Annotated in this window: 23 protein-coding genes; 17 read left to right on the top strand and 6 right to left on the bottom strand. The window is 73.4% G+C overall.

Going from position 1 to position 23,364, the window contains the following annotated elements; genetic code table 11:
• The first annotated feature begins 15 nt into the window (after window positions 1–15).
• Complete coding sequence (locus ACQPZP_RS22190; protein ID WP_433479511.1) at window positions 16–309, top strand: putative quinol monooxygenase; 294 nt, start codon at window positions 16–18, stop codon at window positions 307–309.
• Here ACQPZP_RS22190 and ACQPZP_RS22185 read toward each other — a convergent pair.
• Window positions 281–904: a TetR/AcrR family transcriptional regulator gene (locus ACQPZP_RS22185; protein ID WP_433479510.1), complete on the bottom strand. Its 624-nt coding sequence runs from the start codon at window positions 902–904 to the stop codon at window positions 281–283. The two genes, ACQPZP_RS22190 and ACQPZP_RS22185, sit on opposite strands and share 29 nt — an antisense overlap.
• 114 nt (window positions 905–1,018) lie before the next feature.
• Between ACQPZP_RS22185 and ACQPZP_RS22180 the strand changes: the two genes are divergently transcribed.
• The 11 genes from ACQPZP_RS22180 to ACQPZP_RS22130 all read left to right on the top strand — a co-directional run bounded on the left by ACQPZP_RS22180 (window position 1,019) and on the right by ACQPZP_RS22130 (window position 11,012).
• Entirely contained in the window at window positions 1,019–1,909 is an 891-nt protein-coding gene (locus tag ACQPZP_RS22180) for a Vgb family protein (protein WP_433479509.1), read from the top strand.
• A gap of 82 nt (window positions 1,910–1,991) precedes the next feature.
• Window positions 1,992–3,389, top strand: a complete 1,398-nt coding sequence (locus tag ACQPZP_RS22175) for an MFS transporter (protein WP_433479508.1) — start codon at window positions 1,992–1,994, stop codon at window positions 3,387–3,389.
• Between the two features lie 51 nt (window positions 3,390–3,440).
• The gene (locus ACQPZP_RS22170; RefSeq protein ID WP_433479507.1) at window positions 3,441–4,229 is read left to right on the top strand and encodes an RNA ligase family protein; all 789 of its coding nucleotides are present in this window, start codon (window positions 3,441–3,443) and stop codon (window positions 4,227–4,229) included.
• Window positions 4,213–5,337, top strand: a complete 1,125-nt coding sequence (locus ACQPZP_RS22165) for an AAA family ATPase (protein WP_433479506.1) — start codon at window positions 4,213–4,215, stop codon at window positions 5,335–5,337. The genes ACQPZP_RS22170 and ACQPZP_RS22165 overlap by 17 nt, the downstream gene beginning before the upstream one ends.
• 37 nt (window positions 5,338–5,374) lie before the next feature.
• Window positions 5,375–6,121: an SDR family oxidoreductase gene (locus ACQPZP_RS22160; protein WP_433479505.1), complete on the top strand. Its 747-nt coding sequence runs from the start codon at window positions 5,375–5,377 to the stop codon at window positions 6,119–6,121.
• A 130-nt stretch (window positions 6,122–6,251) separates the two neighbouring features.
• Window positions 6,252–6,740 (top strand): phage holin family protein, encoded by a 489-nt coding sequence (locus ACQPZP_RS22155; RefSeq protein WP_433479504.1) that lies wholly within the window; start codon window positions 6,252–6,254, stop codon window positions 6,738–6,740.
• Window positions 6,737–7,228: a DUF3618 domain-containing protein gene (locus ACQPZP_RS22150; RefSeq protein WP_433479503.1), complete on the top strand. Its 492-nt coding sequence runs from the start codon at window positions 6,737–6,739 to the stop codon at window positions 7,226–7,228. Before ACQPZP_RS22155 ends, ACQPZP_RS22150 begins: the two co-directional genes overlap by 4 nt.
• 23 nt (window positions 7,229–7,251) lie before the next feature.
• Window positions 7,252–8,334 carry a YihY/virulence factor BrkB family protein gene (locus tag ACQPZP_RS22145; protein WP_433479502.1) on the top strand — a complete coding sequence of 361 codons (1,083 nt, stop codon included), beginning with the start codon at window positions 7,252–7,254 and terminating at the stop codon, window positions 8,332–8,334.
• A 72-nt stretch (window positions 8,335–8,406) separates the two neighbouring features.
• A complete protein-coding gene (locus ACQPZP_RS22140) occupies window positions 8,407–8,973 on the top strand; it encodes a GNAT family N-acetyltransferase (protein ID WP_433479501.1) in 567 nt (188 codons plus the stop codon).
• A 96-nt stretch (window positions 8,974–9,069) separates the two neighbouring features.
• Window positions 9,070–9,846, top strand: a complete 777-nt coding sequence (locus tag ACQPZP_RS22135) for an alpha/beta fold hydrolase (RefSeq protein ID WP_433479500.1) — start codon at window positions 9,070–9,072, stop codon at window positions 9,844–9,846.
• A gap of 131 nt (window positions 9,847–9,977) precedes the next feature.
• The gene (locus ACQPZP_RS22130; RefSeq protein WP_433479499.1) at window positions 9,978–11,012 is read left to right on the top strand and encodes an alpha/beta hydrolase; all 1,035 of its coding nucleotides are present in this window, start codon (window positions 9,978–9,980) and stop codon (window positions 11,010–11,012) included.
• Between the two features lie 115 nt (window positions 11,013–11,127).
• Here the strand turns inward: ACQPZP_RS22130 and ACQPZP_RS22125 are convergent, their stop codons facing one another.
• Window positions 11,128–12,966, bottom strand: a complete 1,839-nt coding sequence (locus ACQPZP_RS22125) for a glycoside hydrolase family 3 protein (RefSeq protein ID WP_433479498.1) — start codon at window positions 12,964–12,966, stop codon at window positions 11,128–11,130.
• A gap of 209 nt (window positions 12,967–13,175) precedes the next feature.
• Here ACQPZP_RS22125 and ACQPZP_RS22120 point away from each other — a divergent pair, with 209 nt between their 5' ends.
• Window positions 13,176–13,625 carry a helix-turn-helix domain-containing protein gene (locus ACQPZP_RS22120; protein WP_433479497.1) on the top strand — a complete coding sequence of 150 codons (450 nt, stop codon included), beginning with the start codon at window positions 13,176–13,178 and terminating at the stop codon, window positions 13,623–13,625.
• The gene (locus ACQPZP_RS22115; protein ID WP_433479496.1) at window positions 13,618–13,986 is read left to right on the top strand and encodes a DUF4180 domain-containing protein; all 369 of its coding nucleotides are present in this window, start codon (window positions 13,618–13,620) and stop codon (window positions 13,984–13,986) included. The genes ACQPZP_RS22120 and ACQPZP_RS22115 overlap by 8 nt, the downstream gene beginning before the upstream one ends.
• 25 nt (window positions 13,987–14,011) lie before the next feature.
• Here the strand turns inward: ACQPZP_RS22115 and ACQPZP_RS22110 are convergent, their stop codons facing one another.
• The 3 genes from ACQPZP_RS22110 to ACQPZP_RS22100 form a co-directional block, all read right to left on the bottom strand.
• A complete protein-coding gene (locus ACQPZP_RS22110; RefSeq protein WP_433479495.1) occupies window positions 14,012–15,241 on the bottom strand; it encodes an AI-2E family transporter in 1,230 nt (409 codons plus the stop codon).
• Window positions 15,242–15,315: 74 nt separating this feature from the next.
• The gene (locus ACQPZP_RS22105) at window positions 15,316–18,534 is read right to left on the bottom strand and encodes a DUF4132 domain-containing protein (protein ID WP_433479494.1); all 3,219 of its coding nucleotides are present in this window, start codon (window positions 18,532–18,534) and stop codon (window positions 15,316–15,318) included.
• Between the two features lie 52 nt (window positions 18,535–18,586).
• A complete protein-coding gene (locus ACQPZP_RS22100; protein ID WP_433479493.1) occupies window positions 18,587–19,501 on the bottom strand; it encodes a LysR family transcriptional regulator in 915 nt (304 codons plus the stop codon).
• A 160-nt stretch (window positions 19,502–19,661) separates the two neighbouring features.
• On the opposite strand from ACQPZP_RS22100, the gene ACQPZP_RS22095 reads away from it, so the two are divergent.
• Together ACQPZP_RS22095 and ACQPZP_RS22090 are read left to right on the top strand one after the other, a co-directional pair.
• Window positions 19,662–20,159, top strand: coding sequence for a hypothetical protein (locus ACQPZP_RS22095; protein ID WP_433479492.1), 498 nt, complete (start codon window positions 19,662–19,664; stop codon window positions 20,157–20,159).
• A complete protein-coding gene (locus tag ACQPZP_RS22090; RefSeq protein ID WP_433479491.1) occupies window positions 20,152–21,834 on the top strand; it encodes a multicopper oxidase family protein in 1,683 nt (560 codons plus the stop codon). Before ACQPZP_RS22095 ends, ACQPZP_RS22090 begins: the two co-directional genes overlap by 8 nt.
• 26 nt (window positions 21,835–21,860) lie before the next feature.
• Here the strand turns inward: ACQPZP_RS22090 and ACQPZP_RS22085 are convergent, their stop codons facing one another.
• Window positions 21,861–22,418 (bottom strand): TetR/AcrR family transcriptional regulator, encoded by a 558-nt coding sequence (locus ACQPZP_RS22085; RefSeq protein WP_433479490.1) that lies wholly within the window; start codon window positions 22,416–22,418, stop codon window positions 21,861–21,863.
• Window positions 22,419–22,522: 104 nt separating this feature from the next.
• On the opposite strand from ACQPZP_RS22085, the gene ACQPZP_RS22080 reads away from it, so the two are divergent.
• A complete protein-coding gene (locus tag ACQPZP_RS22080; protein WP_433479489.1) occupies window positions 22,523–22,930 on the top strand; it encodes a nuclear transport factor 2 family protein in 408 nt (135 codons plus the stop codon).
• The last annotated feature ends 434 nt before the right edge of the window (window positions 22,931–23,364 follow it).

The following is a 23,364-nucleotide window of genomic DNA, read 5'->3' as shown; positions in this document are numbered from 1 at the left end:
GAAGGGAGCACCGTCATGTCGCTGACCGTCGTCGCCGAATGCCTGGCCTCGCCCGGGCAGGAGGACCGCCTGCGCACCGCCCTGGAGGCGATGATCGAGCCGTCCCTGGATGAGCCCGGCTGCCTCGCCTACCGCCCGTACGCCGACCCGAACCGTCCCGGCCGCATGGTCATCGTGGAGGAGTGGACGGACGGGGAGGCTCTCGACGAGCACTTCGCCACGCCCCATTTCCTGCACGCCGAGCGGGTGCTGGGGCGGATCCTCGCCGAGCCGATGACGATCAGGAGGCTGGTTCCGGCCCGCGGGTGAGGGCGCCGGAGCGGGCGGCGGCGCAGGCGGCCGCGGCTGCGTGGTCGGCGGCTGCCTCGTCGACCGGCTCGCCGGTGATGAACAGCCGGTAGTAGAGGGGGGCGACGGTGATGCGGACGACCTCGGCCGCGTCCGTCCCGGCCGGGACCTCACCGCGCCCGGCCGCGCGTTCGACGAGGACGGCGGCCTGCTCGTTGCGGCGGGCGAGGAAGGCGTGCAGGGCGCGGGCGGCGTCGCCGCTCTGCGCGGCCGCCAGCACGAACGCGCGGGCGACCGGGCCCTCGGCCGGGTCGGTGAAGCCGTGCAGGACGAGCCGGGCGAGGTCGCGCAGGTCGCCGGCGAGGGTGCCGGTGTCGGGGACCGGCCACGGTTCGTCGGCGGCGCGGTCGAGGGCGTCGGCGATGAGGCCGTCGGCGTTCCCCCAGCGCCGGTAGACGGTGGTCTTGTGCACCCCGGAGCGGGCCGCGACGCCCTCCACGGTGAGTCCCCGGTAGCCGTGCTCGGACAGTTCGGCGAGCGTGGCCTCCCGGACGGCGTCGCGCACCCGCGCGGTGCGGCCGCCGGGGCGGACGGTCCCGGGCCCGGCCGCGGTCACCCGGCGGCCCGGTGTTCTCGGCAGGACGTCACGTTCCGATCGTAACGCAACACAGGTTGCGTTAACCTCGACGCTGGGAGGAAACAGCACTTGAGGGACGAGGGGGGACGATTCATGCCGCAGGGTTCTTACGCCACGATCAAGGAGTTCACGGTCTGCGACCCGGACGCGGGCCCGTACGGCATCACCGCCGGCCCGGACGGCGCGCTCTGGTGCACGCTCGTCCACGCCGGCCGGATCGCCAGGATGACACCCGGCGGGGACCTGGTCCTGCACGGGCCCGTCCCCGCCGGCCCGATGATCATCACGGCGGGCCCGGACGGCGCACTGTGGTTCACCGCGTTCCAGGACCACGCCATCGGCCGGATCAGCACCGCGGGCGAGGTCACGCGGTTCGCCGCCCCCGAGGGCTGCGGCCCGTGCGGAATCGCGGCCGGACCCGACGGCGCCCTCTGGTTCACCCAGATGCACACCGGCGGCATCGGCCGGATCACCGTGGACGGGCGGCTGACCTCCCATCCGGTCCCCGGCGACGGCACCATGCCGTCGATGATCACGGCCGGGCCGGACGGGGCACTGTGGTTCACCCTCAACCAGGGCAACGCCGTCGGCCGGATCTCCCCGGACGGCGACGTCACCGTCCACGCGCTGCCCACCGAGGGGTCCGCGCCGGTCGGCATCACCGCCGGGCCGGACGGCGCGCTCTGGTTCGCCGCGATCGGCACCGCGCACATCGGGCGGATCACCACCGACGGGAAGGTCACCGAGTTCCCGCTGCCCGACCGGGGCGCCCGTCCGCACGCCATCGTCACCGGCCCCGGCGGGGACCTGTGGTTCACCGAATGGGGCACCGCCCACGTCGGCCGCATCACCACCGGCGGCCGCATCGACGAGCACCCGCTGCCCACGCCCGGATGCGAGCCGCACGGTATCGCGCCCGGCCCGGACGGCGCCCTGTGGGTGGCGCTGGAGACGGGCGCGATCGCCCGCGTCGCCGCCGGCTGACCCGCCGCCGACGGGCCGGGCACGAACAGGGGGCGCGGACGGTTCGAGCCACGCCGAAACGTCCCCGGGCCACCGTGGAGGCATGGGTTCCACGACGCAAGCCACCGACCGTCCCGGCGCCCGCGAGACGGGGACCGTACCCCGTCGCGGCGCCATGCTCGCGATCCTGTGCGCGGGAATGTTCCTGGTGCTGCTGGACGTGACGATCGTGAACGTCGCCCTGCCCGGCATCGGCCGGGCGCTCGGCACCGGCCTGCCCGGCCTGCAGGGCGTCGTGGACGGATACGCCGTCGCGATCGCCGGGCTGCTGCTCGGCGGCGGCGCCCTCGGCGACCGGATCGGGCACCGCCGCATGACGATGCTCGGGTTCGGCCTGTTCGGGCTCGCCTCGCTGGCCTGCGGCGCCGCGCCCGGGGCCGGGCCCCTCATCGCGGCGCGCGTCGCCCAGGGGGCGGGTGCCGCGCTGCTACTGCCCGGCAGCCTCGCCCTCATCACCGCGTTCTACCCGGGGCGCGCCGAGCAGGCCCGGGCGCTCGGGGTGTGGGCCGGCATCTCCTCCACCGCCCTGCCGGCCGGGCCGCTGCTGGGCGGGCTGCTGGTCGACACGATCGGCTGGCGGTGGATCTTCCTGCTGAACGTCCCGATCACGGCCGCGGCGATCGCCGGCGTCCGCGCGCTCGTCCGCGAACCCGGCGGGCCGCACGGGCGGGACGTCCCCCTCGACCGCGCGGGGATGGTCCTGGCGCCGCTCACCCTCGGCGGCCTGGTCTGGACGGTCATCGCCGCCGGCCACGGCCACCGGGAGACGGCCGCCGTCACCGCCGCCCTCACCCTGGCCGCCGCGGCGGCGTTCGTCGCCGCCGAGCGGCGCGCGGCCGCGCCGATGTTCCCGGGCGGGCTGCTGCGGGCCCCGGCGTTCCTCGGCGCGGGCGGCATCGCGCTGGCCATGAACCTGGTCACCAACGGGGTGCTGTTCGTCGCGACGCTCCAGCTCCAGCAGGCCGGGCACCGGTCCGCGCTGGCGGCCGGGGCGATGCTGCTGCCGATGGCCGTTCCGCTGGCGCTGCTGGCCCCGGTGAGCGGACGCCTCACCGCCCGGTTCGGGACCCGGGTGCCGCTCACCGCCGGCACCGCCGTCGCCGCGGCCGGATCCCTGTCCCTGCTCGGCGCCGCACCCGGCGGCCGCTACGGCGCGCTGCTTCCGGCGCTGCTCGGCATCGGGATCGGCGACGGCCTGATCGTCACCGCCGTGGTCGCCGCCGCGATGCGCGCCGTCCCGGCCGAGCACGCCGGCCTGGCCGGAGGCTTCAACAACACCGCCCGGCAGGTCGGGACGGCGCTCGGCGTCGCGGTGTACGGGGCGGTCGCCGGGCCTGCGCCGCGGCCCGCGTTCACCTCCGGCCTGCACGTCCTCGCCTGGGTGAGCGTCGCGCTGTGGCTGGCCGCGCTCGCCCTCACCCGTGTCGTCCCGGCCCGCTGAGGGAGCGAAAACCGGTTGGCATGATCGGCGGTGTTCGTTAGAACGGTCGGCATGCTGCGCAAGTACCCCCGGACCCGGCACATCGAGGGTTCCCGGCTCCAGCCGGGCGACCACGACCTCGCCTCGGTGCCGTTCACGGCGATCGCCGGGCGGTACCTGGTGGTGGAGGAGAAACTCGACGGCGCCAACGCCGGCATCAGTTTCACCGCCGACGGTGAGCTGCGGCTGCAGAGCCGAGGCCACTACCTGACCGGCGGGCCCCGCGAACGCCAGTTCGGGCCGTTGAAGGCGTGGGCGGCGTCCGTCCAGCACGTCCTGCGCGAGCACCTGCGGGATCGGTACGTCATGTACGGGGAGTGGATGTACGCCAAGCACACCGTCTTCTACGACGCGCTCCCCCACTATTTCTGCGAGTTCGACGTCCTGGACCAGGCCGACGGGACGTTCCTGTCCACCGAGGCGCGTCGTGAGCTGCTGGACGGCGCACCCGTGGTGTCGGTTCCCGTCCTGCATGAGGGGCCGCTGCCGGACGTGGCCGCGCTGACCGCGTACGCCGGGCCGTCCACCTGCCGCACCCCGGCGTGGCGGGACGCGCTGCGCGCGGCGGCGGAGGCGGGCGGCGCCGACCCCGGCCGCGTCACCGAGGAGACCGACACCGCCGAGGAGATGGAGGGCCTCTACATCAAGGTGGAGCAGGACGGGAAGACCGTCGACCGCTACAAGTGGGTCCGGCCGAGCTTCCTGACCGCGATCCTCGACTCGGGAACCCACTGGCAGGCCCGGCCGATCGTCGCCAACGGCCTCGCCGACCCGGAGGTGCTGTATGCGGGTGTTCGATGACCTGTGCCCGGCACCACCGCACTGGACCGTCCCCTGGGAGCGGATCCGGGACGCCTTCGCCTGGGTGCGTGACATGGCCGGCGTCCCGCAGGACGCCGTCTACCACGGCGAAGGCGACGTCGAGGTCCACACGCGGATGGCCTGCGAGGCGCTGGCGGCGATGCCGCAGTGGCGGGCTCGCCCGGCGGACGAGCGGGTCCGCCTGTTCACGACCGTGCTCATGCACGACATCGCCAAGCCGCACTGCACCGCCATCGACGACGAGGGCCGCATCACCGCCCGCGGCCATTCGCGCCGCGGCGACCTGATGGTCCGCCGCATCCTGTGGGAGCTGGGCGCGCCGGTCGAGTGGCGCGAGCACGTGGCGGCGCTGATCCGCCACCACCAGGTGCCGTTCTGGGCGCTGGAACGCCCCGACCTGCAGCAGATCGCGTTCCGGGTCAGCCTGCTGGCCCGCAACGACGACCTGGTGCTGCTGGCGTCCGCCGACATCCTCGGCCGGATCTGCCCCGACACCGAGGAACTGCTCGACAACGTCGCCCTGTACGGGGAGTACTGCGCCGAGCAGGAGTGCCTGGACGGGCCGCGCGCGTTCCCGTCCGACCATGCCCGGTTCTGGTACTTCCGCAAGCCGGGCCGCGACCCCGGCTACGCCGCCTACGACGACACGCGCTGCACCGTGACCGTCCTGTCCGGCCTGCCTGGCGTCGGCAAGGACCACTGGATCGCCGCCAACCGCCCGGACGTGCCCGTCGTCAGCCTCGACCGGCTCCGCGCCGAGATGGGCGTCGACCCGGCCGGCGACCAGCGCGCCGTGGCCGCCGCCGCGCACGAGCTGGCCCGCGAGCACCTGCGCGCCGGGCGGTCGTTCGTGTGGAACGCCACCAACGTGTCCCGGACGCAGCGCGACCTGTGCACCGGCCTCATCGCCGGGTACCGGGGGCGGGTCGAGGTGGTCGCGCTGGAGGCGCCGCCGCGGGTGGTCCGCGACCGCAACCGGGCGCGGTCCTCGCCCGTCCCGGACGCGGTGATCGACCGGCTCGTCCGCCGCTGGGAGACGCCCGACCCGACCGAGGCCCACCGCGTCCACTGGCTCAGCACCGCCTGAGCCGATAATGGAGGCGGCTACGGAGAGGAGGCCGCCGATGGACGGACGGGTGGCGCTGGTGACCGGCGCCGGATCGGGCATCGGCGCCGCGACCGCGGCCGCGCTCCTGGACGGCGGCTGGCGCGTGGCATTGGCCGGGCGCCGCGCGGAACGCCTGGAGGAGACGGCGCGCGGCTCCGCCGGGGAGGCGCTGGTCGTGCCCGCCGACGTCACCGATCCCGGCTCGGTCGAGGATCTGTTCGGCGCCGTCCGCGACCGGTGGGGACGCCTCGACCTGCTGGTCAACAACGCCGGCGTGTTCGGCGCGCCCGCGCCCGTCGAGGAGTTCTCCCACGACGAGTGGCGCACGGTGATCGGCACCAACCTCACCGGCGCGTTCCTGTGCGCGCAGCAGGCGTTCCGGATGATGAAGGAGCAGGACCCGCAGGGCGGCCGCATCATCAACAACGGGTCGCTGTCGGCGCACACGCCGCGCCCCCGCTCGGCCGCCTACACCGCCAGCAAGCACGCCGTCACCGGGCTGACCAAGACGCTGTCGCTGGAGGGCCGCCCGTACCGGATCGCCTGCGGGCAGATCGACGTGGGCAACGCCGCCACCGAGATGACCGGCGGCTTCGCCACGGGCACCCTGCAGGCGGACGGGTCGCTGAAACCCGAGCCGGTGATGGACGTCCGGCACGTCGTCGGCGCCGTCCTGTACATGGCGGGCCTGCCGCTGGAGGCCAACGTGCAGTTCATGACGGTGATGGCCACCGCGATGCCCTCGTTCGTCGGCCGCGGCTGACCGGACGCCCCCGCCCCGGCCCCGCGTCCATCGATCACCGCGCGTCGGGACACGCCCACGTTTAGCCCATGAACTGAGGGAACGCCACCAACCAGGCTTCGTAACACGACGCGGAGGGGGCCTGGAGGCTATGAGCATCGTGCGGCAGCGCCACGACGGCGAGAGCCAGGCCGGGACGATGGGCGCGCACCGGCAGGAACTCGGGCACGCCGCGGAGTTCCGCGGCGCGCGCCCGGAGGCGGGGACGGGCGAGCTGGTCCGGCAGGCCGCGCAGCAGGTGTCGGAGCTGATGCGCGCCGAGCTGCGGCTGGCCACGGCCGAGCTGAAGGACAAGGCCCGCCATGCCGGAACCGGGGCCGGCATGTTCGGCGGCGCCGGCCTGGTCGCCCTGTACGGGATCGGGGCCCTGCTGGCCGCCGCGATCGCCGCGATCGCGCTGGCGCTGCCCGTGTGGGCCGCCGCGCTGATCATCGGCGGGTTCCTGATGCTGGTGGCGGGCGTGCTGGCCCTGCTCGGCCGCGCGCAGACCAGGCGCGCCACCCCGCCCAAGCCCGAACGGGCGATGGACGAGGCCAGGCAGGCCGTGGCTGAACTGAAGGAGAGGGCGACGCACCGATGACGACGCAGGGCAAGCACGGCGCGGCCGCCGGCACCGAGGAGCTGCGCCAGGAGGTCGACCGGGCCCGGCACGATCTCGGCGAGACGGTCGAGCAGCTGGCCGCGAAGGCCGACGTGAAGGCCATCGCCCGGGAGAAGGCGGAGTACGCGCGCGGCAGGGCCCGGGACGCGGCGGCGTCGGCCTGGCAGGCCGCCGGTTCGGAGAAGACGATGACCAGGGCGCGGCGCGGCGGGGCGGCCATCGTCGCCGCGGGCGCCGTCGCCGCCGCGGCGGTGTGGATGCGCCGCAGCGGCACGCCGCGGGCACTGCCCGGACGCAGCCGCACGTCATGGGCACTGCCCGGACGCGGCCGCACGTCATGGGCACTGCCCGGACGCGGCCGCACGCTGAGAGCGCGGCTCGGACGTGGCCGTAACGTGCCGGTGCGAGTGCGGTTCAGCGTCGGCCAGAAACGCGCCGTGAAGGTGCGCCGCCGCAAGATGTTCTGAGAGGTCCGGAAAAGAGACAAGTCATGCGCAAGCGACCGGGCTCACCCACCGATCTGCCCGCGCGGTCGTGGGGACAGGCCCTGAAGCGCACGGCCGGCCAGTTCCAGAAGGACAACCTGTCGGACTGGGCCGCCGCACTCACCTACTACTCCGTCCTGTCGATCTTCCCGGCGATCCTGGTGGTGGTGTCGCTGGTGGGCCTGTCCGGCACGTCGGCCACCGACAGCCTGATCGACAACGTCGGGGACCTGGCGCCGGGCGCGGTCCGCGACCTGCTGATCAGCTCGATCAGGCAGCTTCAGGGAGGCAGCGGCGGCGCGGGCGCGATCGCCGTGCTGAGCCTGGCCGCCGCGGTGTGGTCCGCCTCGGGTTACGTGGGCGCGTTCATGCGCGCCTCCAACGCCGTCTACGACGTCCCCGAAGGCCGCCCGTTCTGGAAGACCCTGCCGATCCGCGTCGCGGTCACGGTGGTGACGCTGGTGCTGCTGTCGGCCTCGGTGATCGCGGTGGTGGTGTCCGGGCCGCTGGCCCGCAAGGTCGGCGACATGCTCGGGCTCGGCTCCGAGGCGGTCACCGTCTGGGGCATCGTCAAGTGGCCGGTGCTGGTGCTGGTGATCGGGCTGCTGTTCTCGCTGCTGTACTGGGCGTCCCCCAACGCCAAGCGCGGGTTCCGCTGGGTCACGCCGGGCAGCGCCCTGGCGATCGCGCTGTGGCTGGCGGCGTCCGCCCTGTTCGCGTTGTACGTGGCGAACTTCGCCTCCTACAACAAGACCTACGGCAGCCTCGCCGGGATCATCATCTTCCTGGTGTGGCTGTGGATCACGAACCTGGCGATCCTGCTCGGCGCCGAACTGGACGCCGAGGTCGAGCGCGGCCGCGCGATCGAGGCCGGCCGCCCCGCCGGGGCGGAGCCGTACGTGGAGTTCCGCGACACCCGGGCGTTCGACGAGGACGAGCGCCGCGAGACGGGCGTCGAGCAGGAACGGAGACCGGACGACGCAGACCGGCACGAGGCGGATGAGCACGAGGCGGACGGGCGCGGCGGGGATCAGCCGGAGGCCGCACCGGGTGCGAGCCGCGGCCATCCGGGGGCGCACCGGTCCTAGGCTGGGCGGGATGGTGCGTTTCCGGGGAATCACGGGTCGCACAACGGCAAGCACCGTGAATAGGATCATCGCATGCTCCGTCCCGCCTACCCGATCGAGACCGAGCGTCTGACCCTGCGGCCGTTCCAGGAGAGCGACCTTGAGGGGTTGTACGCCTACCAGTCCTTGCCCGAGGTCGCGCGGTTCCTGTACTGGGAACCCCGCTCCTTGGAGGAGTCGCGGACGTTCCTGAAGCAGAAGATGGGCGCGGCGACCGTGGAGAAGGAAGGCGACTGGCTGGTCCTGGCCGTGCAGTGGCGCGAGACCGGGGACCTGATCGGCGAGGTCAACCTGCAGTGGCGCAGCCGCGAGCACCGGCAGGGCGAGATAGGCTACATCTTCAACCCCGCCTACCACGGCAAGGGGTTCGCCACCGAGGCGGCCGAGGTGGTGCTGCGGCTGGGCTTCGAGGGCCTGGACCTGCACCGTGTCTGCGGGCGGCTGGACGGCCGCAACGCCGCGTCCGCCCGCGTCCTGGAGCGGCTCGGCATGCGCCGTGAGGCCCACCTGATGCAGAACGAGATCGTCAAGGGCGAGTGGAGCGACGAGGTCGTCTACGCGATGCTCCGCCACGAGTGGGACGCCCGCGCCGAGTCCTGACCGAGACCCGGTGGCCGTGGCCCCGTCAACGCGGACGGGTCCTGTCCGGTATCGACCGTAGCGTGGGTTCACATCCACGTGAGAGGGCGGTCGGCAGTGACATCCACGAGAGCGACGTTCGTACTGGTCCCCGGCTACTGGCTGGGCGCATGGGCGTGGGACGAGGTGGCCGCGCGGCTGCGGGACGCGGGCCACGACGTGCACGCGGTGACGCCGGCCGGGCAGGCCGAGCGGGCCGACGAGCGGGCGGACGAGGCCGCGCCCGGCGTCGACGTCGACACCCAGGCCGCAGACCTGGTGAAGCTCATCGAGGACGGCGGCCTGGAGGAGGTCGTCCTCATCGCGCACAGCGGCGCGAACATGGCCGCCACCGGCGCCGCCGACCGGATCCCGGGGCGGATCGCCCGCGTCGTCTACGTCGACACCGGGCCCATGCCGTCCGGCCTGGCCGCCATCGACTTCCACGACCCCGAGGCGCGGGCGGCGCTGGAGAAGTCGATCGCCGAGGAGGGCGGCGGCCGGTGGATCCCGGTGCCCCCGTTCGACCCCGGGGCCGACCCCGTCAACCTCGCGGACCTGACCGGGGAGCACCTGTCCGCGCTGCGGCGGCGCGGCACGCCCCAGCCGTCCGGGACCGCGACGCAGCCGCTCACCCGGCCCGATCCGCTGCCGGCGACGCCGCGGACACTCGTCGCGACCACCATCCCGCTCGCCGCGGTCAGGCAGATGGGCGAGAGCGGGCACCCGATCTTCTCGATGATGGCCGGGCCCGGCTGGACCTACCGGGAACTTCCGACCGGGCACTGGCCGATGCTGTCCAAGCCGCGCGAACTCGCCGCGCTCCTCGCCGGTCTCGCCACCGGCGACTCCTGAATGACTCACTTCTCCACAGCCCCACGGGCGATTCTTGTAACCCGCCCATGTAGATCATCTAGCGGGGGGCGAGGACACTCTGCGGGAGTCGCGCGGCCACGGGGGTCGGGCCGATCCTCGAGGTGAAGCACATGACACCGACCGTCCGCCCTCGATCACACCGGGTGCGGTGGCGGCGCTCGCTGGCGTCCGGCGCGGTCACCGCCGTCCTGGTCGCCGGGTTCGGTGCGGTGGCGACCGGGCCGGCGCGGGCGCTGGCCGGGCCGGTGAAGGCGGACGACGGCGCGCGCATCACCGCGGAGCAGAAGATCGCCTCCCGCGAGGTCGACATCACGATCGCCTCGCCCGCGCTCGGCAAGTCGGTGAAGACCCGCATCCTGCTGCCGAAGAACTGGACGCGGGGCGCGACCGCGACGTGGCCCGTCCTGTACGCCTTCCACGGCGGCCAGGACAACTACACCTCATGGACCCGCAACACCGACATCGAGGCGTGGGCGGCCAAGTACAACGTCATCGTCGTCATGCCGGAGGGCGACAACGGCTCCTACACCGACTGGTACAACTACGGCAAGGGCGGGACCCCCAGGTGGGAGACCTTCCACACCGCCGAGGTGCGCCAGCTGATGGAGCGCAACTACCACGCGGGCGCGCTGCGCGCGGCGATCGGGAACTCCTCCGGCGGCGCGGGCGCGATGTCCTACGCCGCCCGGCATCCGGGGCTGTTCAAGTACGCGGCGTCGCTGAGCGGGATCCTGTCGATGCGCTCGATCGGGATCCCGGCGCTGCTGATGTTCACCAACGCCGGGAACGGTCAGGACCCGTTCGCGATCTGGGGCATCCCGTGGGCCGACGACGCCAACTGGGTGGCGCACGACCCGTACTCGCTGGCGCCGAAGCTGCGCGGCACCGGGCTGTTCTTCTCCGCCGGCACGACCGGCCGGCCGGGCCCCGGCGACCCGGACGTGGCGCCGTGGGACATCGGCCTGCTCAGCGAGATCGCGGTCGGCGCGAACAACAGGGACTTCAAGAAGCGGCTGGACGAGCTGAAGATCCCCTACACGGCGCACATCTACGGCGACGGCCGGCACAACTGGCCGGCGTGGGTGCGTGAGGCGGGCTCGCTCTGGCCGACGCTGATGAAGTCGGTCGGCGCCCGCAAGGTGTGACCCTCACGGAAGGCGTGACGCTCACGGAAGGTGCGCGCTCTTCTGGACCGGACCCGGCCCGGTTCCGGTGCGGCTGCGGCTGCCGTCCCGGAACCGGGTCGCCGTCTTCGCGGGGTCAGTAGCCCAGGCCGTGCCCGAACGGGTAGAGGGCGGTGCCGGGCTGGTCCCGGACGGGGACGGTGACGGGCAGGCGTCCACCCGGGTTCAGCTCGCCGAACAGGGTTTTCGCGGCCGACCGCAGTGCTTCGGCGGTGTAGGAGTAGGTGGCCGCGTAGGTGGTCGCCTCGGGGAACCAGGCGATGTCGTAGGGGTCGCGGACGGCGATGACGACGACCGGTTTGCCGGTGGCGGCCAGCGCCTTGACGAGGTTCATCTGCCCGGGCCCGTTGTGGGTGGGCTCTTCCTTGATGTCCCAGGCGCGGTTGGTGACGGCGACGACGAGGTCCTGGTTCTTCGCGGCGGCGACGGCCTCGTCGATCTGGGCCTGGCCGGGGCTGATGCCGGTCTGCCGGATGGTGGTGGCGGCGCCGCGCCGGGCGATCTCGGTGCCGAGCGTCGCGGTGGTGGACACCCCCCAGCCGGTGACGAGGACGTTGCGGGCGCCGGCCCGCAGCGGCAGGATCCCGGCGTCGTTCTTGATCAGGGTGGTGGTGCGGTCGGTGGCGCGCTGCGCGGTGGCCAGGTGCGCGGGCGTCCCGACCACGTTGTCGATCTTCGACTCGTCGGCGTAGGGGTCGCGGAACAGGCCGCGCCTGTTCTTCAGCTCCAGGATCCGGTAGACGGACTCGTCGAGGCGCTTCTCGGTCAGGTCACCGGACTTGACGGCGTTGACGACGGCGGCGAGCTGGCGGGGGAACACGCCGTTGCCCTGGGCGTCGGCGGGCGGTTTCAGCAGGACGTCCGCGCCGGCCTTGAGGGCGAGGACGGGGATGTTCTCGTCGCCGTACTTGTCGCGGACGCCCTGCATGTCGAGCGCGTCGGTGACGACGACGCCGTGGTAGTGCAGCCGGCCGCGCAGTATGCCGGTGAGGATGGGCCGCGACAGGGTGGCGGGGTCCCCGGACGGGTCCAGGGACGGCACGACGATGTGCGCGGTCATGATCGAGTCGACGCCGTGCGCGATCGCGGCGCGGAACGGCGGCAGGTCGAGCCGTTCCCATTCGGCGCGGGTGTGGTCGATGTGCGGGACGCCGGTGTGGCTGTCGGTGGTGGTGTCGCCGTGTCCCGGGAAGTGCTTGACGGTCGCGGTGACGCCCGCGGACCGGTATCCGCCGATCTGCGCGGTGACCATGTCGGAGACGAGTCCGGGGTCGGATCCGAAGGACCGGACGCCGATGACGGGGTTGGCCGGGTTGACGTTGACGTCGGCGTCGGGCGCGTAGTCCTGGTTGATCCCGATGGCGCGCAGCTCGCGGCCGGTGATGCCGGCGAGGGCGCGGGCGTCGCCGGTGCGGCGTCCGGCGGCCAGGGCCATGCTGCCGGGCGACTGCGTCGCGGGCGGCAGGACGCGGGCGACGATGCCGCCCTCCTGGTCGGTGGCGATCGTGGCGGGGATCCGCAGCGGCGTCGCCGCGGCGGCGCGCTGGATGCCGTTGGAGAACGCGGCGATCTGGTGCGGGTCGGCGACGTTGTCTCCGTAGTAGATGATCCCGCCGGGGTGGTAGCGGGCGATGACCTGCGCGGCGTTGTCGGCCCCGTACAGCTTGCGGTTGGCGGCGACGGCGGCGGGGTCCGCGGTGGTCGCGCTCTTGCCGAAGATCTGCAGGACGAACAGCTGCGCGGCCTTGTCCTGCAGTGACATCGACCGCAGGGTCCGCATCAGCCGGGGGTCCTTGCCGCCGTGCGGCGCGGCCTGCGCGGCGGACGCGTCCAGTCCGCCCAGGCCGGTCACCGCGAGTGCTCCGGCCGTGAGGCCGGCGAGCCACCGGCGGCGGCGCGTGCGGGGACGGTACATGACGGCTCCCTCCCGCCCCCGAGGTGCCCGATGATCAAGGTTCTCCTTGGCACGTTAGACCGGGCGGGCGGCTCCGTCCACGGCAATGCTCGACGATCCGCCCTGGAACTGGGCCGGATCCGGTAAAGGGCCCCGCGTTTGGGTTCCACAATCGCAGCACTATCCTCAAACATCCCCATCACTCCCTAAGTAGGGTATTTTAGGGAGTGATGACGGAGCGAATGTACTCGGTGGAGGAGGTCGCGGACCGCCTCGGCCTGCATGTGCGGACGGTGCGCGGCTACATCCGTGACGGCCGGCTCAGGGCGGTGCGGATCGGCAAGCAGTACCGGATCGCGCGCGCCGACCTGGAGGCGCTGACCGGCCGGCCGGCCTCCCCGCCGGCGGGGGCGGTGGAGGTGTCGAGCATCGTGCAGGTCGACGGCGTCGGCCGGGCCGAGGCCGACCGCCTCGGCACGCTGCTGCAGGCCGGGACCAACACCGGCGACCCCGGTCGCGCGCTGCGCCTCCAGGTCGTCCACGACGAGGAACGGAACCGGATGAAGATCGTGATACTGGGCGGCGCGGCCGCCACCGCCGACGCCCTGCACCTGCTCGACTCGGTGATCGATTCGGTGCTCGGCGAGGCGCTCGGGCGGGAGGACGCCGGCGATGCCTGACGTGATCCAGGAGCGGGCCGGGGTCGCGGTGCTGATGTGCGACCCGGACGGCCCGCCGATCGCAACCGTCGAGGACGCGCTGGAGCTGATCGGCGCGGTGTTCCTCGGCGCCGAGGTGGTGGCGGTGCCGGCGGGCCGCCTCGACGAGCGTTTCTTCTCCCTCGGCACCCGCTTCGCCGGCGAGGTCATGCAGAAGTTCGTCAACTACCGGCTGCGCCTGGCGGTCGTCGGCGACATCTCACGGCACGCGGCGGCGAGCCCGGCGCTGCAGGCCCTCGTCCGCGAGTCGAACTCGGCCGGCCATGTGTGGTTCGTCCCGGATCTGGACGCGCTCGACGCCCGCCTGCGCACGGTCGCCTGAGGGCACGGCCGCCCGAGGGCCGGGCTCAGTCGCGGCGCAGCCATCGCCACCAGTGTGCGCCGGGCGCGTCCGGTTCGGTCAGGGGATGCTCCTCCACGTCGTAGCGGCGCACGTAGGCGTCGGCGAACGCCTGGAGGCTGGCGCCGAGCGGGATCGCCAGGACCACGCCGATGGGCCCGGCGACGGCGGCGCCGGCCAGGATGAGCCCGAACGCGACGGCCGGGTGCATGTCCAGGGTCTTGGCGGTGATGCGCGGCTGCAGCAGGTAGTTCTCCAGCTGCTGGTAGGCCAGGACGAACAGCAGGATCCACAGCGCCGTCGACGGCCCTTTCGTCAGCGCGATCAGCACGGGCACCGCACCGGCCAGGTAGGTGCCGACGGCGGGGATGAACTGCGACACCACCCCGACCCACAGCGCCAGTGTCGCCGCGTACGGGACGCCGAGCCCGGCCATGGCGGCGTAGTGGGCGATGCCGGAGATGAGGGCCAGCAGTCCGCGCGAGTAGATGTATCCGCCGGTCTTGTCGACGGCGATCTCCCAGGCGCGCAGCACCTCCAGCTGGCGGCGGGGCGGCAGCAGGGAGCAGACGGTCCGGCGGAACCGGGGGCCTTCGGCGGACAGGTAGAAGGTGAACAGCAGCACGCCGAGGGCGTTGAAGATGACGCCGAACGCGGTGGTCCCGATCCCCCACACGTTCCCGGCGAGGTCGGTCAGGTGCCGGGACAGGGTGTCGGTGACGGTGGGCAGCCGCTGGAGCAGGTTCCGCTGCGACAGGTGCGTCCCGAACGTCGAGTTCACCCATCCGATGAGGCGGCCGACGTAGTCGGGGAACCCGTCGATCAGGTTGGCGGCCTGGGTGGCCAGCAGCGACCCGATGCCGCCGAGGAACCCGGCGAACAGCAGCCCGACGACCACGAACATCGCACCGGTCGCGAGGCCCCGCCGCCATCCGCGCCGGGCGAGCCAGTTGACGGCGGGTTCGATCGCGAACGCCAGGAACAGCGAGATCAGCAGGAGCGTCAGCAGTTCCCGCAGCCGCTGCAGCAGCCACAGCACCGCCATGAACGCCAGCACGACCGCGGCGGCCAGGGCGAACGCCTTCGGCAGCCACGGCGGCATCCGCTGCCCGGCGGCGGGGCGCCCCGCGGCGGGGCCGGCAGCGGGTTCGGCGGCGGGGCCGGGGGCGTCGGGCGGGACGTCTGCGGGTGCGTAGGCGGGCGTGTCGCCGGGCGCCGGGTCTGGCGTCTGCGGCATTCCCGCACGTTAACGGCGTCTCACCGGTCATTTCGGGTGTTCTGCCCGCGGCAGGGTGAATCTTTGCCGAGACTTCAGCCCTCGGTCGCCGCGGTGAGCTCGGCGAGCAGTTCGCTGGCGTGGATCGCGTCGAGGTCGCCGGTCACCTGGACGCCGCCGATCGTGACGACCTCGGCGGGGTCGCGGCCGCCGATCGCGACCGCAGGCTCGAAGCCGAGCTCGGCGGTGGCGCCGCCGAGCAGTTCGCGCGACATTCCGCCGACGATGCCCGCGTCGGCCGGGCTCTCGTGTTCCCAGCCGTTCTGTTCCAGGCCGAGGAGCCGTCCCAGCGGGACCCTGACGCCGTCGAACCGGGCGAGGTGCCCGGTCCGGCGTTCCTCGCCGGTGAGGGTGTGGACGGGACGGGCCAGCTGCGGGAACGGCTGGGCGATCTCGTAGTCGGCGAAGACCTGCTCCCACGCGGCGAGGTCCTCCCCGGTCAGGTCGAGGCGGTGCGCGATGCGGACCTGCGCCGTGGCGTCGAGGACGAGGGCGTCGTCGGCGGGGCCGGCGAACGTGCCGTCCTCGGCGACCCGGAAGGTGGTGCCGCCGCCGGTGATCCAGACGAGGCGGCGGACGATGTGGCGCAGCAGCGGATGGGCGGCCAGCAGCCGCTCGAAGTCGGGAAGCGGCCAGCAGCGGCGTTCGATCATCGCGGTCTCCAGCCGCAGCACCTGCCCGGCGGCCACGGCGCGGACGTCCTTGCGCAGCGCCGCGAACCGCTGGTGGGCGGCGGGGGCGAGGCCGGGGTCGTCGTTGGCCCCGGGTCTGGGCAGCGTCTTGCGCGGCCTGCCGGACTCGTCCAGCACGTACGGTTTGAGCTGCTCGTCGAAACCGACGGTGAAGCGGCGCGGCCCGTAGTCCAGGACGAGCCCGCCCGCGGGGTCGAGTCCGAGGTCGGGCACGAGCCGGTCGGCGAGTTCGTCCCGCGTGAGTTCCAGCGTCCCGGCGATCTGCTCGATCTTCTCGCGGGCCTTGTCCCGGAGGGCCTTGAACCGCAGTTTCCGGGAGATGCCGTGCAGGTGCATGAGCGCGACGTCGGTGCCGATCTCGGCCAGGACGTCCAGGCCGGCGGCGGCGTTGCGGTGGCGACTCTGCCCGGGCCATGCCCGGATCAGCGGGGTGAGGCGGCGGGCGGCCTCGTCCCCGCCGAGGAGGCCGAGCTGGGTGAGCGCCCAGCCGTCCTTGGCCGGGTGCCCGGCCGCCTCCCACCGTTCGAAGGTCGCCCACGAGAACGCGGCGAGGGACTCGCGGTCGCAGGCCTGGAGGATCCCGGCGACGTCGGGGCGGGCGCCACCGGGGCGCTCCAGGGCGAGCGTCATCAGCAGGTTCCGTGTCGCGTCCTGCGGCAGCGCCCGTTCGCGCCCGTTCATCAGGATCTGCGGCAGCAGTGCCGGGTCGGCCCAGCCGCCGGTCTTCGGCGCGCGGGCCGGGGCCAGGTCGAGGGGGTCGGCGGCCATCAGCCCGGTGATCGCGTCCGCGGCGGCGTCCCCGTGGACGCGGGCGGCCTCGACGACCGCCTCCCGGCCGTCGATCCCGGCAGTGCCTTCGATCCCGGCGATGTGCAGCAGCGCGACCTCCGCGGCGCGCCGCTCCGTCCCGGCCGGTCCGAGCGCGGCGGGGATCAGCTGCCGGGCGGCGTCGATCCGGTGCCGGGCGAGCCAGGCGTGCGCGACGGGCCGCGCCGACTTCAGCCGGAGCGCCCAGTCCGCCATGAGCGCGGCGATCCGCGGGGTCAGGAACGGCAGCAGCACGTCACCGTCGGAGGCGGGCGCGTTCGCCGCCGCTTTGATCAGGAGCGGGACGGCGTCGAGCTCGTAGCGGGCCGCCACCTCCTTCAGCCCCCATCTGAGCGGAGGGTCGCCGGCCGCCCATTCGGCGAACAGGGGCCGCACCAGTGCCTCGGGGCCGTGGGTGAACAGCTCCAGCATCTCCCAGTTGGGCAGCCGGCCCGCCTTGTAGTCGTGGATCTTGCTGACCCAGCCGTCGCGTCCCGGCCCGTGTCCGGCCGGGGCCCATGCCTCGCGCTCGCCGGGCGCCCAGCGCACGGCGTCGACGTCCGGCGGTACCAGCCCGTCGATCACCGCGTGCCCGCGTTCGCGGCGTCCGCGGGCCCACGGCGGGTTCACCAGCGACGGCGGCACGTCACGGGTGTCCGCGTCCGGGACCCGCGCCGCGGCCGTCTCGCCCTCGGCGAGTTCGGGGTGGGCCACGAGGTGCTCGTCCAGCAGCTCGGCGGCGACCTTGGCGCCCTTGCCCGCCCCGGCGGCCCTGTCCCTCAGCAGCCGTGCCCCTCGGACGGGGAACCGTTTCATCGCCGCCGCCAGCGCGGGCCTGACGCGCTCCTGATCGGCGCGGTCCGTGAGCGCCCGGAACGCCTCGTCGGTCGGCAGGATCGCCAGCGCCTCGGTGGTGTTCTTGCGGGCCTTGGCGTTGTGGGCGGAGTCGTAGGCGTCGGCCAGGAGCGGCGCAAGGGCCGTCCCGACCCCGTCCACGGCGGTCGTCACCAGGTCGGCCTGGGACGCCTGCCACCCCAGGGGGCCCAGGGCGGGCAGCTGCGCGGCGGACTGCACCGAGCACCACAGCATCCACGAGTACATGTAGTCCGAGGGGCCGCCGTGTTCGGCCAATGACTCATCGACCCAGTCCTGGCGGGTGGGCGCGAGGTAGGCGGTCACCAGACGCAGCAGGATGTTGTCGCGGCACTCCCCCAGCTGCGCGACGGCCGCCTCGTACTCGGTGTCGTCCGCCGCGGCGAGGACGGCGCGCATCCGCCGCAGCGCGAACCGCGTCCCCCACCAGTGCCCGTACTTGGCATGCGGGTCCCGCAGGCGGACCCACGCCTCGCTCCTGACGCCCTGAACGATCCACTGCCAGGTGGGCTCGGCCTTGCCGATGCCCCCGACCGCCGCCGCGGCGAACGCGGCGCCGCGCTCGGCGCACCAGGCGTCCACGAGCCGGCTGTGCGGGTCGTCCTGCCAGGGGTCCTTGCGGATGGCGATCTGCCCGGCGACCGCGGCACCGAGCGGATCGGCCCGCCCGCCCAGGTACCGCCGCGCCGCCGCGACGAGGCCGGGGTCGCTCTGCGGGTTGGCGAGCACGTCCTCGATGTCGGTGGCCTGCTCGTCGATCTTCGCCCGGAGTTCGTCCGCGGCGCCGGGGTCGAGCTTGACCGCCGTTCCGGGCGTCCCGCCCCGCCGCGGGTGCACGCGCCGCCGCCACGCCGCCGGAATGACCAAGATCTCCTCGTCCATGCCCCCGCAACGTAGACCCCTGTAACGACAGAATCCGGCGGCGCCGAGGGTTCTAGCCGGGTTCGGCCGCTCGTTCCCGGCCTCGCGGTCGGCCGCCGGTCCAGTCGAAGCCGGTGATCGTGGTGCGCATCAGGTCGGCGGCGGTCGAGAGGCGGCCGCCGGCGAGCCAGAGCAGGGTGAGCCTGCGGCGGCAGTCGGGGCTGTCGACGGCGACCCAGGCGACGGGGGCCTGGGCGGCGGCGTTCCGGGCGATGTCGGGGGTGAGGCCGATGCCGATTCCGGCGCTGATCAGGGCCTGGACTGCGCTGGGCTCGTCGCCTTCGCAGACGATCCTCGGTGTGAGGTCGCGTGCGGCGAAGAGGCGATCGAGCAGGCGGCGCTGCCAGTGCCCCCTGCGGGAGGTGACGAAGGGCTGGTCGGCGAGTTCCTCGATGCGCACCGAGGCGCGGCCCGCCAGCGGGTGGCCGAGCGGGGTGGCCAGCCACACCGCCTCGTCCATCAGCTGAACCGCCTCCAGTCCCTCCGGGCGGATCGGCTGGGAGGCGACGCAGAGGTCGACGTCCTGGGCGTGCAGGTGGCGGACCATCTCCTCGGCCTGCATCTGGTGGAGCTCGACCTCGATGTGGGGATGGGCCTGCTTGTAGGCGGCGAGCGGCCCGGTGAGGGTGAGGAAGGTCTCCGACGCCAGTCTCACGGTGCCGAGCCCCGCGCCGGCGGCCTCGGCGACGGCCCGGCGCCCCGCCTCGAGCGCGCCGAGGGAGCGTTCGACGTAGCCGAGGAAGAGTTTCCCGGTGTCGTTGAGCCGGAGCCGGCCGGCCCGGTCGAACAGCGGTGTGCCGAGTTCGCTTTCCAGCCGGGCGATGGTGCGGCTCACTGACGGCTGGGCGACGCGGAGCTCGTCGGCCGCGCGGCTGAGGTGTTCCAGGCGTGCCACCACGAGGAACTGCTGGAGCGTGTTCAGGTCCATGGCACTCCGCTCGCTCGTTCGCGATCACTGATCGCGGGAACCTCGCGGTCATGACCGCGAGTGCATAACTGCATAGCAATATTGATCTTAGACAGGATAACTTGCCGATCATAATGTCGTGGGGCGTAATCGGAATCGACAGAAGTGAGGAGGACGCCCCATGCTCACCGCAGCGGGCAAGTCCCGGGCGGCCATGCCGGGCCGGTCCGATGCCGCGCGCCGGACGAGGCCCACCGTGTGGGTCCTGCGGGCCGTCGTCAGCGCGCACATGGTCGCGATCTTCGGCCAGCCGGTGTTCGCGGGCGTGTACTTGAGCGGCGACTACGACGGTCTTCGCTGGCACGAGGCGGGCGCCAACGCCGTCACCTCCATCGGCTACCTGCAGTTGATCGCGGCGATCGTGATCTGGGTGCGGCTGCGCCGGGCCTGGCCTTTCCTCGCGGCGGCGGCCGTGGTGACGGCCGAGACCGTGCAGTACTTCGCCGGGATGGCCGGCGCGCTGTGGCTGCACTTCCCGCTGGGAGTGATCACCATCGTCGCGGTCGCCGTGCTGTTCATCGACGTGTGGCGCGGGCCCCTCCGGGTGCGGCCGCGGCCCGCGCGCGAGCAGGAGCAGCCAGTGGAGGGGCCGGAGCAGCGAGGGGACGAGGATGCGTGAGGACGGCGACGGGCCCGGCGGAGCCCGTGGAGTGGGCAGGCGTCAGGTGCTGGGCATCGGCGGGGCGTTCGGGCTGATGGCGGCCGCCGGGCTGTCGGCCTCGGCCGCGCTGGCCCGCCGCCCGCCGGTCACGGGCGCCGAGTTGCGCAGCGCGGTACCGCTGCCGCCGGCTTTCCAGGTGCCGTTGCCGGTCCCCCGCGTGCTGGCGCCGGCCGGAACCTCGGGCGGCGCCGACCGTTACGAGATCACCCAGCGGGAGGCGACGCTGGAGATCCTGCCCGGCGTCAGGACACCGATGTGGACGTATGAGGGCACCTTCCCGGGGCCGACGATCGAGGCGCGCCGCGGAAGGCCGATCACCGTGAGGCATCGCAACGACCTGCCCGTGCCGACCGTCGTCCACCTGCACGGCGGACGGACCCCGGCGTCCTCCGACGGGTACCCGACCGACCTCGTCCTGCCCGAAGGCTGGCCCGGCACCGCTCACGGCTCAGGGCACGGCTCAGGGCACGGCTCAGGGCACGGCGGTCATGGCGGGCACGGGCATGCGCAGGGCTCTGCGCATGGCTCTGCGCATGGCATGAGCGATCCGCGGGCGGCGCCGACCAGGCTGACGCACGAGTACACGTTCCCGATGGAGCAGCGGCCGGCGCTGCTGTGGTACCACGACCACCGCATGGACTTCACCGCTCCGGCGATCTGGCGGGGCCTGGCCGGGCTGCAGATCGTCCGCGACGACGCCGAGGACGCCCTCGGCCTGCCCGCGGGGCCGCGCGAGCTCCCCCTCATGATCGCCGATCGTGCGTTCGCCGCCGACGGGAGCCTGGCCTATCCCTCGCTCGACCCGTCCCTGCGGGAGCGTCCGGGGGTCCGCGAGCCCTATCTCGCCGGAGTGCTCGGTGACGTGATCCTGGTCAACGGCGCCCCGTGGCCGATGCACGAGGTCGACGCCGCCCGGTACCGGCTGCGCGTCCTGAACGCCTCGAACGCCCGGCACTACGACCTCGAAGCGGTCGGCGACGACGGACGCCGGCTGGACCTCGTCCAGATCGGCGCCGACCAGGGCCTGCTCGCGGCGCCGGTGACGCACCGGTCCCTGCCCGTCGCGCCGGCCGAACGCTACGACGTGATCATCGACTTCTCGGCCGTTCCGGTCGGCGGCCGCGTCCGGGTGGTCAACCGGCTGGGCTCCGGGCGCACCCGCGACGTGATGGCCTTCCGGGTCGCGCGCCGCGCCGCCGACGACAGCCGCGTCCCGCGCGTCCTGTCCGCCGATCTGCCGCAGTGGCGGCGGTCGGACGCCGTCAGGGTGCGCGAGTTCTCCTTCCGCGCGGGGCGGATGCGCGGCGGGCATGGATGGCTGATCGGCGGTCTGCCGTTCGACCCCGCCCGCTCCGACGTGACCGTCCGGCTCGGCGATGTCGAGGTGTGGCGGCTGGTGGCCGACGTCCATCACCCCGTCCATCTGCATCTGGCCGGGTTCCGGGTGCTGTCGCGCCGCGGCGGCCCGCCGTTGCCCCACGACGCGGGTCTCAAGGACACCATTTCGCTGCGCCCGGCCGAGTCGGCGGAGATCATCACCCGCTTCGACGGCTACCGGGGCCGCTATCTCTTCCACTGCCACAACGCCGAGCACGAGGACATGGGAATGATGGCCAACCTCGAAGTCATCTGACACCGCTGTGCGGGGCGTCCCGCCGGTCAGGTGAGGCCGTCGCGGACGATCGAGAGCAGGCGGCGGACCCGGGCGGGATCGGCGCCGGAGGCGGCGACCGCGTTGGCCAGCGCCAGCACCTCGGTCACGGTGACGTCCCCGCGGACGGCGCCCGCGTCCTGCGCCCGTGCCAGCAGCCGCTCCGCGGTCGAGGTCAACGCGGAATGCCAGCGCTCGAACAGCTCGGTGCGCCGATCGCCGTCGCTCTCGGTGCCGGCGAAGGCCAGCGTCCGCCTGGTCGCGACGTGGACGGCGAAGGCGTCCAGCCAGGTGAAGAACGCCTCGCCGGGCGCCGTTTCGGCCGGCAGGGCGGCACCCTGGTCGCAGAGCGCGGCGACCTCGTCGGCGTAGACGGCGACGAGCAGGTCGCCCCGGGTCGGATAGTGCCGGTAGAGGGTCGCGTTGCCGACGCCCGCCCGCCGGGCGATCTCGTCCAGGGGCGCGCCGGGGCCCTGCTCGTCGAAGAGCTCCCGGGCGGCCGTGAGCAGCAGGCGGGCGTTGCGCTCGGCGTCCGCGCGGCGCGGCCGGCCGGAGGCGGCTGTCATCCCGGCTCCTGGTTGTTAAACGGGGACATCCCTGGTTAGCCTAGCGGAGGCATTAACCGGGGAGTACCCCGCTTAGTGCCCGCGCCGAACCCTGAGGAGGAGCGATGGCGTTCACCGCCGACGACCGCACCGAGATCACCGAGCTGATCTCCATGCACGGACACCTGTGCGACAGCGGGGAACTGGACCGGCTGGACGAGGTGTTCACCCCCGACGTCGTCTACGACGTGTCCGACTTCGGGCAGGAGCCTTTGCTGGGCGTCGCGGCGTGCGCCGCCGCGGGGCGTGCGCTCGGCGAGCTCAACCCGGTCGCCCATCACGTCACCAACGTCGTCCTCACCGAGGCCGCCGACGGCCGGGTGCACGCGCGCTCCAAGGGGATCGGCGTCAACGCCGACGGCACCGCCGGGAGCGTGACCTACGAGGACACCGTCATCCGAACCCCGCACGGCTGGCGGATCGGCCACCGAAAGATCCACGCACACCGCACCCCCTTGGGCGGACACGTGTGAGCGCCAAAGTTGGCAGGGCGACGCGTGCCGGGAACACCGGCGCTGCCCGTTGGCGTCACCGCTCAGGCAAGGCGCGGCTCAGGCAGCGCTGGGTCCAGGCCGTGTGTCGGGCGCGCAGGCCGCGGGTGGTGAGGTCGGCGCGTCCGAGGCTTTGGTAGTTCGGCAGCCAGGACTCGACGGTGGCGTGGGAGTTGCGTATCGCGAACAGATCCCACAGCTGCAGGTGGGCGATGGACCAACCGCGCCGTCGCCGGGCGGCAGGACGCGCAGGACCACACGGCGGGCGGCGCAGGTCTCCAGGACGTAGGTGCCCGCGTGTTTCCCCCCGGCCGGTCGCCGGACCATGGCCGCGGGGCGCTTCTCCCCCAAGGCTTCGGCAGCCTAGCTGAGCAGTGGCGCGAGATCTTCCACTGAGGTGGTCTCCCGCCGCATCG

Source organism: Spirillospora sp. CA-142024 (assembly GCF_050942325.1).
In the GTDB taxonomy this organism is placed as follows: Bacteria; Actinomycetota; Actinomycetes; order Streptosporangiales; family Streptosporangiaceae; genus Spirillospora.
Note: the sequence above shows the minus strand (reverse complement) of the source record. Positions and strands in the feature narration are given on the sequence as shown.

Bases quoted from the DNA above. Each gene is read 5' to 3' on its own strand.
- ACQPZP_RS22190 (WP_433479511.1), top strand. From the start codon at position 16: ATGTCGCTGACCGTCGTCGCCGAATGCCTGGCCTCGCCCGGGCAGGAG.
- ACQPZP_RS22180 (WP_433479509.1), top strand. From the start codon at position 1,019: ATGCCGCAGGGTTCTTACGCCACGATCAAGGAGTTCACGGTCTGCGAC.
- ACQPZP_RS22175 (WP_433479508.1), top strand. From the start codon at position 1,992: ATGGGTTCCACGACGCAAGCCACCGACCGTCCCGGCGCCCGCGAGACG.
- ACQPZP_RS22170 (WP_433479507.1), top strand. From the start codon at position 3,441: ATGCTGCGCAAGTACCCCCGGACCCGGCACATCGAGGGTTCCCGGCTC.
- ACQPZP_RS22165 (WP_433479506.1), top strand. From the start codon at position 4,213: ATGCGGGTGTTCGATGACCTGTGCCCGGCACCACCGCACTGGACCGTC.
- ACQPZP_RS22160 (WP_433479505.1), top strand. From the start codon at position 5,375: ATGGACGGACGGGTGGCGCTGGTGACCGGCGCCGGATCGGGCATCGGC.
- ACQPZP_RS22155 (WP_433479504.1), top strand. From the start codon at position 6,252: ATGAGCATCGTGCGGCAGCGCCACGACGGCGAGAGCCAGGCCGGGACG.
- ACQPZP_RS22150 (WP_433479503.1), top strand. From the start codon at position 6,737: ATGACGACGCAGGGCAAGCACGGCGCGGCCGCCGGCACCGAGGAGCTG.
- ACQPZP_RS22145 (WP_433479502.1), top strand. From the start codon at position 7,252: ATGCGCAAGCGACCGGGCTCACCCACCGATCTGCCCGCGCGGTCGTGG.
- ACQPZP_RS22140 (WP_433479501.1), top strand. From the start codon at position 8,407: ATGCTCCGTCCCGCCTACCCGATCGAGACCGAGCGTCTGACCCTGCGG.
- ACQPZP_RS22130 (WP_433479499.1), top strand. From the start codon at position 9,978: ATGACACCGACCGTCCGCCCTCGATCACACCGGGTGCGGTGGCGGCGC.
- ACQPZP_RS22125 (WP_433479498.1), bottom strand. From the start codon at position 12,966: ATGTACCGTCCCCGCACGCGCCGCCGCCGGTGGCTCGCCGGCCTCACG.
- ACQPZP_RS22120 (WP_433479497.1), top strand. From the start codon at position 13,176: ATGACGGAGCGAATGTACTCGGTGGAGGAGGTCGCGGACCGCCTCGGC.
- ACQPZP_RS22115 (WP_433479496.1), top strand. From the start codon at position 13,618: ATGCCTGACGTGATCCAGGAGCGGGCCGGGGTCGCGGTGCTGATGTGC.
- ACQPZP_RS22110 (WP_433479495.1), bottom strand. From the start codon at position 15,241: ATGCCGCAGACGCCAGACCCGGCGCCCGGCGACACGCCCGCCTACGCA.
- ACQPZP_RS22105 (WP_433479494.1), bottom strand. From the start codon at position 18,534: ATGGACGAGGAGATCTTGGTCATTCCGGCGGCGTGGCGGCGGCGCGTG.
- ACQPZP_RS22100 (WP_433479493.1), bottom strand. From the start codon at position 19,501: ATGGACCTGAACACGCTCCAGCAGTTCCTCGTGGTGGCACGCCTGGAA.
- ACQPZP_RS22095 (WP_433479492.1), top strand. From the start codon at position 19,662: ATGCTCACCGCAGCGGGCAAGTCCCGGGCGGCCATGCCGGGCCGGTCC.
- ACQPZP_RS22090 (WP_433479491.1), top strand. From the start codon at position 20,152: ATGCGTGAGGACGGCGACGGGCCCGGCGGAGCCCGTGGAGTGGGCAGG.
- ACQPZP_RS22085 (WP_433479490.1), bottom strand. From the start codon at position 22,418: ATGACAGCCGCCTCCGGCCGGCCGCGCCGCGCGGACGCCGAGCGCAAC.
- ACQPZP_RS22080 (WP_433479489.1), top strand. From the start codon at position 22,523: ATGGCGTTCACCGCCGACGACCGCACCGAGATCACCGAGCTGATCTCC.